19 protein-coding genes and 7 tRNA genes are annotated in these 10,938 nt (G+C 27.6%); 4 read left to right on the top strand and 22 right to left on the bottom strand.

All coding sequences use genetic code 11. From position 1 onward, the window contains the following. The first annotated feature begins 385 nt into the window (after nt 1-385). The 3 genes from D3Z33_RS17030 (at nt 386) to D3Z33_RS16005 (ending at nt 1,633) form a co-directional block, all read left to right on the top strand. Complete coding sequence (locus D3Z33_RS17030; RefSeq protein WP_279279103.1) at nt 386-517, top strand: hypothetical protein; 132 nt, start codon at nt 386-388, stop codon at nt 515-517. Nucleotides 518-828: 311 nt separating this feature from the next. After that, nucleotides 829-969 (top strand): hypothetical protein, encoded by a 141-nt coding sequence (locus D3Z33_RS16010; RefSeq protein ID WP_160198774.1) that lies wholly within the window; start codon nt 829-831, stop codon nt 967-969. A 127-nt stretch (nt 970-1,096) separates the two neighbouring features. Further along, nucleotides 1,097-1,633, top strand: coding sequence for a CDP-alcohol phosphatidyltransferase family protein (locus tag D3Z33_RS16005; protein ID WP_160198773.1), 537 nt, complete (start codon nt 1,097-1,099; stop codon nt 1,631-1,633). A 179-nt stretch (nt 1,634-1,812) separates the two neighbouring features. Here the strand turns inward: D3Z33_RS16005 and D3Z33_RS16000 are convergent, their stop codons facing one another. From D3Z33_RS16000 to D3Z33_RS15935, 15 genes are all read right to left on the bottom strand, one after another. Next, nucleotides 1,813-2,016, bottom strand: a complete 204-nt coding sequence (locus D3Z33_RS16000; RefSeq protein WP_160198772.1) for a hypothetical protein — start codon at nt 2,014-2,016, stop codon at nt 1,813-1,815. Further along, on the bottom strand, nt 2,000-2,173 hold the full coding sequence (locus tag D3Z33_RS15995; RefSeq protein ID WP_160198771.1) for a hypothetical protein: 174 nt from the start codon (nt 2,171-2,173) through the stop codon (nt 2,000-2,002). The genes D3Z33_RS16000 and D3Z33_RS15995 overlap by 17 nt, the downstream gene beginning before the upstream one ends. A 64-nt stretch (nt 2,174-2,237) precedes the next feature. Further along, a complete protein-coding gene (locus D3Z33_RS15990) occupies nt 2,238-2,438 on the bottom strand; it encodes a hypothetical protein (RefSeq protein ID WP_243153538.1) in 201 nt (66 codons plus the stop codon). Between the two features lie 110 nt (nt 2,439-2,548). After that, nucleotides 2,549-2,749: a major capsid protein gene (locus D3Z33_RS15985; RefSeq protein WP_160198770.1), complete on the bottom strand. Its 201-nt coding sequence runs from the start codon at nt 2,747-2,749 to the stop codon at nt 2,549-2,551. 111 nt (nt 2,750-2,860) lie between these two features. Then, nucleotides 2,861-3,145, bottom strand: coding sequence for a BC1881 family protein (locus D3Z33_RS15980; RefSeq protein WP_160198769.1), 285 nt, complete (start codon nt 3,143-3,145; stop codon nt 2,861-2,863). A 67-nt stretch (nt 3,146-3,212) separates the two neighbouring features. Continuing rightward, on the bottom strand, nt 3,213-3,467 hold the full coding sequence (locus tag D3Z33_RS15975; protein WP_160198768.1) for a hypothetical protein: 255 nt from the start codon (nt 3,465-3,467) through the stop codon (nt 3,213-3,215). A gap of 412 nt (nt 3,468-3,879) precedes the next feature. Beyond that, nucleotides 3,880-4,527 carry a phage terminase small subunit gene (terS, locus tag D3Z33_RS15970; RefSeq protein ID WP_160198767.1) on the bottom strand — a complete coding sequence of 216 codons (648 nt, stop codon included), beginning with the start codon at nt 4,525-4,527 and terminating at the stop codon, nt 3,880-3,882. Nucleotides 4,528-4,603: 76 nt separating this feature from the next. Continuing rightward, nucleotides 4,604-5,134, bottom strand: a complete 531-nt coding sequence (locus D3Z33_RS15965; protein WP_160198766.1) for a hypothetical protein — start codon at nt 5,132-5,134, stop codon at nt 4,604-4,606. 125 nt (nt 5,135-5,259) lie between these two features. Beyond that, a complete protein-coding gene (locus tag D3Z33_RS15960; protein WP_160198765.1) occupies nt 5,260-5,700 on the bottom strand; it encodes an Ltp family lipoprotein in 441 nt (146 codons plus the stop codon). Nucleotides 5,701-5,987: 287 nt separating this feature from the next. Beyond that, complete coding sequence (locus D3Z33_RS15955; protein ID WP_160198764.1) at nt 5,988-6,434, bottom strand: hypothetical protein; 447 nt, start codon at nt 6,432-6,434, stop codon at nt 5,988-5,990. Nucleotides 6,435-6,458: 24 nt separating this feature from the next. Beyond that, entirely contained in the window at nt 6,459-6,584 is a 126-nt protein-coding gene (locus D3Z33_RS17025; RefSeq protein ID WP_279279101.1) for a hypothetical protein, read from the bottom strand. A 175-nt stretch (nt 6,585-6,759) separates the two neighbouring features. Beyond that, nucleotides 6,760-6,921 (bottom strand): hypothetical protein, encoded by a 162-nt coding sequence (locus D3Z33_RS15950; RefSeq protein ID WP_160198763.1) that lies wholly within the window; start codon nt 6,919-6,921, stop codon nt 6,760-6,762. A 1,275-nt stretch (nt 6,922-8,196) separates the two neighbouring features. Continuing rightward, on the bottom strand, nt 8,197-8,334 hold the full coding sequence (locus D3Z33_RS15945; protein WP_160198762.1) for a hypothetical protein: 138 nt from the start codon (nt 8,332-8,334) through the stop codon (nt 8,197-8,199). 77 nt (nt 8,335-8,411) lie between these two features. Continuing rightward, the gene (locus D3Z33_RS15940; protein ID WP_160198761.1) at nt 8,412-8,615 is read right to left on the bottom strand and encodes a DUF4177 domain-containing protein; all 204 of its coding nucleotides are present in this window, start codon (nt 8,613-8,615) and stop codon (nt 8,412-8,414) included. Nucleotides 8,616-8,756: 141 nt separating this feature from the next. Further along, nucleotides 8,757-8,999 (bottom strand): hypothetical protein, encoded by a 243-nt coding sequence (locus D3Z33_RS15935; RefSeq protein ID WP_160198760.1) that lies wholly within the window; start codon nt 8,997-8,999, stop codon nt 8,757-8,759. A gap of 617 nt (nt 9,000-9,616) precedes the next feature. Here D3Z33_RS15935 and D3Z33_RS15930 point away from each other — a divergent pair. Next, complete coding sequence (locus D3Z33_RS15930) at nt 9,617-10,045, top strand: tyrosine-type recombinase/integrase (protein ID WP_207708359.1); 429 nt, start codon at nt 9,617-9,619, stop codon at nt 10,043-10,045. Between the two features lie 96 nt (nt 10,046-10,141). Here D3Z33_RS15930 and D3Z33_RS15925 read toward each other — a convergent pair. The 7 genes from D3Z33_RS15925 to D3Z33_RS15895 all read right to left on the bottom strand — a co-directional run bounded on the left by D3Z33_RS15925 (nt 10,142) and on the right by D3Z33_RS15895 (nt 10,856). Further along, nucleotides 10,142-10,218, bottom strand: a tRNA-Arg gene (locus D3Z33_RS15925). A gap of 5 nt (nt 10,219-10,223) precedes the next feature. Beyond that, nucleotides 10,224-10,297 (bottom strand) — tRNA-Cys (locus D3Z33_RS15920). A 12-nt stretch (nt 10,298-10,309) separates the two neighbouring features. After that, a tRNA-Gln gene (locus tag D3Z33_RS15915) sits at nt 10,310-10,385 on the bottom strand. A 6-nt stretch (nt 10,386-10,391) separates the two neighbouring features. Next, nucleotides 10,392-10,468, bottom strand: a tRNA-His gene (locus D3Z33_RS15910). A gap of 20 nt (nt 10,469-10,488) precedes the next feature. Continuing rightward, a tRNA-Met gene (locus D3Z33_RS15905) sits at nt 10,489-10,565 on the bottom strand. Nucleotides 10,566-10,681: 116 nt separating this feature from the next. Continuing rightward, nucleotides 10,682-10,766 (bottom strand) — tRNA-Leu (locus D3Z33_RS15900). A gap of 14 nt (nt 10,767-10,780) precedes the next feature. Continuing rightward, nucleotides 10,781-10,856: transfer RNA gene (locus D3Z33_RS15895), tRNA-Lys, on the bottom strand. Nucleotides 10,857-10,938: the final 82 nt, after the last annotated feature.

Here is a 10,938-nt window from a genome sequence, read left to right as displayed (position 1 = left end):
GCATATATTTTATTTTATATTTTTACTATTATGTTCATATTATTATTTTTAAGAAACATAAAATTTTTAAAGAGTAGATATATGTATAAACTAAGTACTATAATTAAATTTTTCATTTTAATTTTTATAAATGTATTCAATGTTATAATACTCTCAATATTATATTATATAAATACACATTGGTTATTGGGTATTTTATATAATTCTTTAACTATAGCTTTAACCATATTCTTAACTATTTCATTATTTTTTAATAAAAAGAATAAAAAAACTAACCTTTATTAAGCTTTTTATTGATTTTCTTAAAATATCAAAGATTTTAAAAACGCTCTATAATATTTAATAATGAATAATTAATTTTACTTATGAAAGAAAGGCTTATATAATGATTTATGTTATTCTTATTACTTTAGGTATAGTAGTTAATTCACTATATTTTAAACAAGATTGGCCTTCAGTTATAATATTAATGATTGCTATTAGTCTAGGGATAAGATATGGAAGTAAAAACAAATAATTTAAATTTTACTTCTATTAATCATTGATAGAAGTTCTCATATAATCTTACATAAAAAATAAAGCTAAAGATTTCTCCTTAACATTAAAATCATGTCATAACAAACTTTTATTATATATGGTAAAATAAATACATATATATGTACTGAATATAAATTTAAAATACTAATTCATGGCACTGATACAACTATTGGACATATAAATTTTAAATTAAGCAATGGTACAAAGGTTTTTAATTGCATAGAACATATTGGTTATGGAGTATATGAGACATATAGAGGAAATAGACATGCAGCAAAAGCATTTCATATCTTGAAGAAAGTGATAAAAGATCATTCCATAGATTCTGTTATTATAACATGTAATCCAGATAATATAGTAGATATATTAGTTACATCTAGTGCGTACTCAAAAGAAGAAATACAAAAATATAGATACAAATGGAAAGTGTAAGTTTGTCATAACTACACGTAATACTCTAATTCGCAAAACACAGATATACTTATAGGTCGCATCCCAAACTGCAGTAACGTTAGGTGAACTACTATACAAGCTTTATAATTAAAGAAGGAGAATAAAATTGAAGAAATATATTCCTAATATCCTTTCTATACTAAGAATTATATGTTCTGCATTATTATTATTTATAAGTGATCGAATTATCTTTATTTTTCTTTACTTCATAATAGGTTTAACCGATATACTTGATGGTTTTATAGCAAGAAAATTTAATATAGAAAGTGAGCTAGGTGCAAGACTAGATTCATTTGCTGATTTTGTATTTTATATAATATTGTTTTTTATATTTACAAGATTATATAATCAAATTATGACTGTGAATTATAAGATGGTACTAATAGGGCTACTTTTTGTTCATTTATTAAATCTGTTACTCACTAAATTAAAGTACAAAAAATTTGTGTTTGTACATACCATAGCCAACAAGACATCAGGTATTTTAGTATATTTTTCACCTGCAATTATTTTATTTAAACAAAGTAATCTTATAATATGGGTTATATTTCTATTTATCTTTATTGCCGCTTTAGAAGAATTATTAATTACAATTATATCCTCAGAAGTTAATTTGAATCGTAAAAGTGTATTTTGTAAATAGCTCATAGTCCACGCACTAATATGGAGTTAGCAACATTATTATTCTTTTTAATTAGTATTTTTACATATAAATAAGGCTAGAGATTTCTCCCTAGCCTTAAAGCAATTTCACAAGAGTTAATAGTAGATTCTTTATAGTTGATATCAATCTATCCTTTCATTTCTTCTCTATTATAATTTTTATTTTTCATCATTCTTCATTATAGTTTTATCTAAAATATAAGATATAGAAATATAGTAAAAAGCAAAAATGACAAAATCATAAAAAGTTTCGACCGAAAGAATTGGTGCATTTCCATAATTAAACCCACCAATTTTATATGTAATATCTTGTAAAAATAAAGTAAGAATAATTATAATTACATTCTTAAAGGATTTTTTCATATTTACCTTCTAATATATAATTATCTATTATGTCACTATCATTAGCTCTATTAAGTGTATAGCATTTAACCTCATTCATAGCTTGAATTAAAAGCCTTAGAAATTGTTCAAAAGGTGTTTTACCTCCATATTCCATTTCATAGAATTTATAATCCATTTTACTCATCCTTTATTGCTTTAATTAATTCCTCTTTATTGATACTTGAATAACCTTTTATTCCTTATTGTTTTGCTTTATTTTTCAATTCATCAAGTTTCATATTCTTCAGGATGACTTCCGCTGGCTCAGAATTTTTCTCTTCCAAATCTTCTATAAGTTCAAAAAGTTTACTCTCTAAATATTGAACTAACATCTTATCTGTCATTATAATATTCTGTCCACCAGCTGGATTCATATCTAATTTAATCTTATTATTATTCATTAAATAGTTCCAAACCTTCCTAGTACAGATTGCTTTAGTAGGTTCAACTCCTCTATCATCTATAATTGCATCTTTCCATCTTTGAATATCTGCTACTGGATTAGAACTCTCTAAATAACTCCATCACTTACAGCTGATATCTTACCATTTGACAATAGCTGCATTCTCATTCTTTCTTCTTGAGCTTCAGCACCATCTAGTAAAATTGTAGTATCATCAAATATTTTAGTCAATATTAAATCAATATAATCTTGATTTCCACTAGCTATTATTTTATTAAGCTTTTGTCTATCCTTCTCTTTAACTAACATACTCTCTTTAAAGAAAGGCATTTCAGTTTATATTTCTTGAATGCCAATTCTATCTCTTACATCTTTTAGGCATAAAAAATAGACTTGTTTAATGTCTGTGTCTAAAGACAATTAGTCTATAACTTCTAAAATAATAACTGGTCCTTTTGTTTCTGTTATTCTAGTTGTTTTCTTATCATAATCATCATTAACTACTCTCATTTCATGTTCACCTTCATAATCAGTTTTAAATGTATCTACTCCATTTCTTTTAGAGATTTCATCAACTAATTCTTTTGTTGAGTATTCAGTTAAAGACTTTTTGATAATACCAGTAATTGATAGTTCTCTTTTTAAACTCTCCACTACCTGTTCCGAGCTTTCTTTTATTGCCTTTTCTATACACCTATCACACATATTTTTCACCTTCTAAAATAATCATTAAAAAACCACCTATCAATTTAATTAAGCTTAATAAGTGGCTTTAGTTATTATAATAAATATCATCATATAAATTTTGCAACTCTCTACCAAAGTCAGTTAAATCATCATTCTCATCGAAACCTAGATAAGTTAATATAGTATCTGTATCATCTAAAATATCAGTTATATTGTCTAGTTTTAGAAATTCATCAACATTATTAGCGTGGAGTTCTAACTGCTCTAAATGTTCACTGTTTATTTTGCTATATGCCTTACTCATAATATTTCTTGTATGTTTTGGAACTTCTATCATCATTTATCACTTCAATTTAAATCTGTTATATGGATTTACTTGAATTAATTCTTTGCTATCTGGGTTTAATGTTGTTTTACACTTATTATTAGAAAAAACAATACTTGGTTTCCCACCTCATCTTATCTTTTTTCCTCCAACGTTACCATTTAGAAGTGTATCTTTTATATCTTCAATATTAGCTCCTCTTCTCATCCCTTTTCTAGGAATATCATCAGCTGAATGTTGACCGATTACTCGGTCTATAAAATGGATAACATAGCCTTCTATTTTAATATTATTTTTAGTTGCAATTCCTATTAATTCTTTTTCTATTTGTCTTTAAGTTTATATATATTTATCTACGACACTTTTCTTTTCTGCCCATACACTTTTATTACTTATACTTCTATTATACCCATAACCCCCAGTTCTATCAAGCTTTTGTCTTAGTATCAGCTTTAAGCTTTTCTATTCTAGCTTTTTGTTCTTCTGTAGCTAAATCAGTTTTAAGCATTTCTTCATATCTTTTTATCATACTTCTTAATTCACTCATTGCTCTTGATTGAGCTTTTAAAAATGTTGCTTGCCTATCCCAACTAAATTGAAACTCATATTCTTCTTCTATAGGTAATTGTTCTGATTCATCATCTATTCCTGCTATTTCATATTTAGACTTTTTAAGTTCTTTTATCATTTCTTCTTTATCCTGGACATACATTATTTTTTGACTTCGTATTATTGCTGCATATTGTATCTGTATATTTTCCCATAAAATATCTAATGGATTCTTAACTTTTATCTCCTGGATAAAATCTAATGTTTCACCAGGAAGATATTTTGAAAAGAATCCATGTTTTTCTGCATTTTTATTTTTAATAGGTGCTCCATGACCTGTAGCATTTTTATTATTTAAGGGTGCACCCTTTTGCTTTTTCTCTTTAGCCCATCCATATCTTTTAACCCATGATTTTATTGTGTTTAAAGATATGCTGTATTTATCTGCTAAATCCTTATATTTCATACCTTTAAGGTAATCTTCTTTGGCCATATCTTTTGTGTCAAGACTTCTTACTCTTACCATACCACCACCTCGATTACTATATGCTTTTGTTTGTTTTGTATATAAAAAAACACCTACTTAAGTAGATGCTCATGTATTATAATTCAGTTTGCCCTGTTTTATTTTCTTCTTCACGCTCGTATTTTTTTAATTCATTATATAAAAATTTATAGTTCATAGTTCCTTTTCCATCCATAAAGCTAATTTGTTTTCTTTTTTCATTACTTTTATACCCTATAATCATTATATTATTATTTATTTCTTTCTTCTTGCTACCTAAGCCGCTCAATCCACCAATCACTGCTCCAACTGGTCCAACAAGCCCTCCAACAATAGCTCTACCTATTATAGATTTATCTTTTTCTTGTATTTCAGATACTGTAGTACTTTCTACATACTTAAACTTATCCATATCTAATACTGTTGCATTATTTCTATGCTTTCCTACAAAACGTTCTTCTATATATAACTTATTATCTTTAGGATTTAATTCTACCATTGTTTTTTGTCCATCTTTCATTTTAGGTATACCTTCTAGATGATATAGCTTAGCAACTATCTTTATTTTTTTACTTTTACTTTCTTTAGCTTTTTCATTTAATTCTTTCATCTTATCAAAAAATCCCATAATATTATACCTCCTTTATATATCTTATTATAATATATTAAGGAAGGTTTAACAATTTTATTTGTTTTTATATAAAAAAGACACCCTTTTGGATGTCTTTTTCCCTCTATTTAATATTTATAAGTCTATTCTGGTAAATTATCAACAGCGTAACTTGCTTCTTCTTCTGTGAATTTCTCACCATGTTCAGAGGTTAATTGATCATGTATAGCATTCGGTGACATTGCCATATCATCTTGATATGCGATCGCCTTTTTTAAGGCATTTTCTTTCCAGTCAGCCTCTACATTATCGACAGCATATTGAGCCGCTTCTTTGGAAAAATTCTCTCCATGTTCAGATATGAGCTGATCATATACGCCAGCTTTTGACATATGCATATTATTAACATATGCATATGCTTTTTTAAGTGCAGACTGATATTCTTTAGGTATGTCTTTTTCGGTCTCTTCAGACACTTCTTCCTTTGGTTCATTTTCTACTTTTTCTTTACCACTTTCAGCGTTATCTGAACCACAACCTGTTAAAGCAATAGAAAGTAGTAATATCAACAATATTTTTTTCATTCTACTTCCTCCTCATATTTTATAGTATATTTTTCTTCAATAATATATATTCTAGATGAAAAGGAATAACCCTTCATATTTCCATCGCAATATTCGACAATGTTTTATATCAACTTACTATACTCTTTTATAATTTCTTTTGCTGCATTATACTTTTCTAGTACCTCTTTAAGTTCTTTTCTTAGCTGACTCAATTCATAACTCTATGCTTTTAATATCAATAGTTATGTAGCTTTTTATTAGTTTGTCATAATTAATCTTAATATAAATTGGATAATGCAATCTATTTAATCAAAATATAGCTTCACAATCAAACCCCATTTTGATTCTTTTACTGATTTCTCAATATCTTCTCCAACTGAAAGAGTATCTCCTGCTATTAATCCCCAAATACTAATTTCTTCATCTTCAGTTGCATTGATTTCTTTTTCTAGATTACTTGGAGAGTTTGCATATTCTTTGCTATATCGATCTATAAGAATTGAATTTGAAAAATAGCCACTATCAGTTCTAATAGCTGCTGTCAGTTCCATTAGTTCAGATGATTCCATATAATCATTAATATCCTTTAAAGAAATACTAATTTCTCCATTAAATTCGTTTTCTTTGATAGAAGTTGATAAAGTGTCGCTTTCCATTTTTAAAGTTCCTTCTTCCCATATTTCATATTTTAACATAATATTTTCTTTATCACCTTGATATTCAACATCTACGCATCCTGTTACCATGTTCATATGAGTTTCTAGCCGTACAGTATCTCATTGGAAAAGATCACTTGGCATTACTTTTACAGATTTACTATTAACTTCGTTTTGACTACAACCTGAGATTAACGCTACTGTAGTCAATAAGAAAGTTAATAAAAACAAAAATCTCTTTTTCATATTAACACCTCCATTGTTTTGAAAACGTAATAGTTCTATTAAATTTTACATTATTACAAAATAATCTTGTATATCAAATTATGAATATTGGTGTTCCAAATTAATTTATGAGTATTACTCAATTGTTATTTTGACAAACTGAGTAATGATTAAATTTAACGACCAAAAAATAAAATTAAAATTTTATTTTAGATATTAAGAAAAACATAACTAATACTAATATTGTAAAAAGTGCTAAGGATTTATATTTCTTTGTTTTAATATCATAAATAATTCTTATGCTAAAAATTAATATAATAATACTGTATCCATAAAGTATAGTTATTTGTTCAGTCATAATATTTTACCCTCTAACTATTTTTATTTTGGAGAAGATCACCAATTAGCTGTATAAAAATATTCTTCAAAATTTCTTCCCCAGTAAACTTTAGCAATATATTTTAATTGCTATTAAGACAAACTAATAAAAAGGACAGAATAAAAAGTATACTCTATCCTAATGATATCAGCAGCTATAAATATTCTCTGGGATAGAATTATTCATTCATTTATTTATTTTATTTGAAAATACAAATTTGAGATTATATTTATCACTGTAAACAAGTCGATTGTATTAAGTATTAAAAACTCCATTACCATATAATTTGCCAATAACATAAGGCGTTATTACAAATAATACAACAATGAGTGATTTAAAAATGTTTAGAAAATTGAAATAGTATCCAACACTAATTAGGATAGAAGTAATTATAATCAATAAAAGAACTTGTTTAATAGTACTAATGTTAGATAATCCCAATTCAAAAATACTTAATGGATATATTCCAAACAATACATATAACCACGGATTTTTTCTGAACAAGTTATTTCCTCCTTTTTAAAAGTAAAGTCATTGATAGAGATGCTTATTTATAACTATATCTGCTTATTCCATATAGTTCTCCTTTCTTTTATAAAGAATCTATCAATTTGTGACAATGATACTTTTGTAAAACTTCTACTATATCTTTTTATTCTAATAGTCATACCGAAATAAAAAAGACATTAATCTCTCAATCCAGGAAAATGGTATGAATGGCAAAATCATTTTAATGGTTATTCCTAATACAGCTCCAATACCCCCCATTAGAAATCCAAACATTATAAATAAGGTAACACATACATTAATTAGTACTAGTAATATATTAATTAAATTTATACCAACAAAATAAATTAAAATAATAGAACTATAAAATCCTACCCACATTAAATATACCGGACTGAAAATTTCTATACTAATAATCCCAAGCATATCTAATATATCTAATACAAATATTGTAGGATATATTAATGTTGAAATTATTATAATTAATTTCAAAAAAATATTTTCTTGAATTGAGTTTTTTAAAGAGTTTATATTTTCCCTGATAACCATATGTATTAGTACCTCCTGTACATTTTTTAGATAATCTAATATCTATGATTTACTATATATGATACTTATTAACCATGACTCAAATGAGTTTGTTATATTTAATATTAAGTAAACTCAACTTTATGTTATAATACTATGTAGTTTTTAAATAATGTGACATAAGTCAATAAAAATCCATTATTCTTATATTAGATATTATCATTTATTTGTTTTCTTAGAATTTATAGCATCTAAACCTGCACCAATAGCAGCACCGAGAGAGACTCCTAATGCAACTCCTACAGCAATATAATTAATTTTATCTTTATGTTTTTTTAAGTCATCTTTATTATCCATGCTAAAATTCTCCTTCAAAATAAATTTTCTTATATTACATTTATTTACTACTATGCATAATAAGTAAATATTACGAATTAATCTTTATTTATTCTTTCAAGAATAATAGTTGCTTGATTTCCATCTACAGAAGAAAATAGTACATTCGCACTTCCCTTTATGTTGCTTATAATATTCGATATTCTCCAACCTTCTTTTCCATAATCATTTAAAATATCCTCTAACTCCTCAGTAAGAGTTAAAGTACTAAGATTCCATTTAAAAACCTTATATTCATACATAGTAAATACACCTCCTATAATTGTCTTTAAGGTTTACTTAACCGTATTCCTCTATATACTATTACAAACTCGTTACTATCATTTTTTACAAATATTTAAAATCTATATCTTATTCAATAACAATATAAAAATGAAAGTAGTTTATATTTCTAAGTTTTCTTTCGGATTTATTACTTCAGCCCAGATTAAATAAAGGACACCTACAATTAAGCTAGTAATAGATAGCCACAGAAGAGGAATACCTATATTCTCTAAGGCTGCCTCAAATAATTCTTTATCATAAACTGTTGCGCTAGAAAGAAAAATTGCACTAGCAATGTATCTACTGGCAAACAATATAGCTGAAATTAAACAGAAAATAGCGCCAACAAACCTTCTTCCCATTTCACTCACCTCCATTAAAATATGTATTTTATCCTGTATGATATTTGTTAACTATGATTCAGAAAACAATATTTATTAATTTTGCATATATTTTTATAATTCAAAAAATCCCTCAATATAATAAATATCATATTAATTTTATAATATCTATTATACTTATATATTAACGAACTTTATTTTACTAATACTTGTTTCTATTGTATTATTTATTCTCTTCTTCATTGTAAAGGTTTTCTTCCTTTCAATAGCCTCCTATATCTCCCCTTAAAATTCATGTACCCTTATGGATATATTTTCTATTTGCTAATGCTATACTTATTTTACCATATCTAATATTTATTTGGTAGTAACATTTCATAACCTGTAAATAAATGTTAAACTAAGTAATTAAATAAATATAATCACCTGTCTATAGGTAATTTTTCTTATGCTTTTTATTTATTCTACAAGTATAGATTAACTTTTTAAATGCCTTAAATTATAATATATTTACTGTATGTGATGTAATTAAGAATATTATGATAACCTAGTGAGAGGTAAACTTATAGACAGTAAATAATATGATAAATATCACTATTTTTGTTTTCTGTGTTATTTACGTTTCTAAGGCTCTACAAATGATAAAAGGTACTCTTACCCTAGTTGAGCCTAAAACAAAAAAATCTAATAGATCTGTAGCTGTACATGAGAATGTTATGGAAGTGCTTAAAGCAGAAAGAAAAAAACAAATTGGATATAGAATGGTTTTAGGAGAAACTTATAAAAATAATAACTTTGTTTGCTCAAGGGATGATGGTAGACCTATGAATCCAGACTATATATCTAAAACCTTTCCTAAAATCAAAAGAAAATTAGGATTAGAAGTTAGATTTCATGATTTAAAACATACCCATGCAACTATGTTATTAAAACAAAATGTACATCCTAAAGTAGTTCAAGAAAGATTAGGAGATTCTAGTATAGGAATAACTATGGATACCTACTCTTATGTAAGTCCAGATATGCAAAAAGAAGCAGCAAAAAAGATAGGAAATATCATAAAATAATTCTTATGTTTGCAAAATGTTTGCAAACATAAGAATTATAAAAAAAATAGAGGGCCAGCATAAATGCTGAAACCCTCTGTTTCGCAATGTTTTTAATGGTGCGCCCAGGAGGACTTGAACCCCCAACCTTCTGATTCGTAGTCAGACACTCTATCCAGTTGAGCTATGAGCGCTAATATGGAGGCGGCACCCAGATTTGAACTGGGGATAAAGGATTTGCAGTCCTCTGCCTTACCGCTTGGCTATGCCGCCATATATTAAAATTGGCTGGGGCGGCAGGACTCGAACCTACGCATACTAGAGTCAAAGTCTAGTGCCTTACCGACTTGGCGACGCCCCAATATAATGGGGTGGATAACGGGAGTCGAACCCACGGCCTCCAGAGCCACAATCTGGCGCTCTAACCAACTGAGCTATATCCACCATGATTAATAATATTTTTTTGGTAGCGGCGAGTGGATTCGAACCACCGACTCTACGGGTATGAACCGTATGCTCTAGCCAACTGAGCTACACCGCCAAATTTATTGTTAAACTCAAAACTTATTTTAACATACATTATAATTCTTGTAAATAATAAGTTTATAATAGTATGATTCAAATGATAATTAAAGACTAGTATATACTAGTCTAAAGTGGTGCGGGAGAAGGGACTCGAACCCCCACGTCAATGACACTAGATCCTAAGTCTAGCGCGTCTGCCAAATTCCGCCACTCCCGCGCATAAAAATTAAATGGTGACCCATCGGCGACTCGAACGCCGGACACCCTGATTAAAAGTCAGATGCTCTACCAACTGAGCTAATGGGTCATAATATGGGGTGGATAACGGGAGTCGAACCCACGGCCTCCAGAGCCACAATCTGGCGCTCTAACCAACTGAGCTATATCCA

Source organism: Senegalia massiliensis (assembly GCF_009911265.1).
Taxonomy (GTDB): Bacteria; Bacillota; Clostridia; order Tissierellales; family SIT17; genus Anaeromonas; species Anaeromonas massiliensis_A.
Note: the sequence above shows the minus strand (reverse complement) of the source record. Positions and strands in the feature narration are given on the sequence as shown.

Coding starts and splice junctions, on each gene's coding strand:
- D3Z33_RS17030 (WP_279279103.1), top strand. CDS start 386: ATGATTTATGTTATTCTTATTACTTTAGGTATAGTAGTTAATTCACTA.
- D3Z33_RS16000 (WP_160198772.1), bottom strand. CDS start 2,016: ATGAAAAAATCCTTTAAGAATGTAATTATAATTATTCTTACTTTATTT.
- D3Z33_RS15995 (WP_160198771.1), bottom strand. CDS start 2,173: ATGGATTATAAATTCTATGAAATGGAATATGGAGGTAAAACACCTTTT.
- D3Z33_RS15990 (WP_243153538.1), bottom strand. CDS start 2,438: ATGAATAATAATAAGATTAAATTAGATATGAATCCAGCTGGTGGACAG.
- D3Z33_RS15985 (WP_160198770.1), bottom strand. CDS start 2,749: ATGTTAGTTAAAGAGAAGGATAGACAAAAGCTTAATAAAATAATAGCT.
- D3Z33_RS15980 (WP_160198769.1), bottom strand. CDS start 3,145: ATGTGTGATAGGTGTATAGAAAAGGCAATAAAAGAAAGCTCGGAACAG.
- D3Z33_RS15975 (WP_160198768.1), bottom strand. CDS start 3,467: ATGATGATAGAAGTTCCAAAACATACAAGAAATATTATGAGTAAGGCA.
- terS (WP_160198767.1), bottom strand. CDS start 4,527: ATGGTAAGAGTAAGAAGTCTTGACACAAAAGATATGGCCAAAGAAGAT.
- D3Z33_RS15965 (WP_160198766.1), bottom strand. CDS start 5,134: ATGGGATTTTTTGATAAGATGAAAGAATTAAATGAAAAAGCTAAAGAA.
- D3Z33_RS15960 (WP_160198765.1), bottom strand. CDS start 5,700: ATGAAAAAAATATTGTTGATATTACTACTTTCTATTGCTTTAACAGGT.
- D3Z33_RS15955 (WP_160198764.1), bottom strand. CDS start 6,434: ATGAACATGGTAACAGGATGCGTAGATGTTGAATATCAAGGTGATAAA.
- D3Z33_RS17025 (WP_279279101.1), bottom strand. CDS start 6,584: ATGAAAAAGAGATTTTTGTTTTTATTAACTTTCTTATTGACTACAGTA.
- D3Z33_RS15950 (WP_160198763.1), bottom strand. CDS start 6,921: ATGACTGAACAAATAACTATACTTTATGGATACAGTATTATTATATTA.
- D3Z33_RS15945 (WP_160198762.1), bottom strand. CDS start 8,334: ATGGATAATAAAGATGACTTAAAAAAACATAAAGATAAAATTAATTAT.
- D3Z33_RS15940 (WP_160198761.1), bottom strand. CDS start 8,615: ATGTATGAATATAAGGTTTTTAAATGGAATCTTAGTACTTTAACTCTT.
- D3Z33_RS15935 (WP_160198760.1), bottom strand. CDS start 8,999: ATGGGAAGAAGGTTTGTTGGCGCTATTTTCTGTTTAATTTCAGCTATA.
- D3Z33_RS15930 (WP_207708359.1), top strand. CDS start 9,617: ATGATAAAAGGTACTCTTACCCTAGTTGAGCCTAAAACAAAAAAATCT.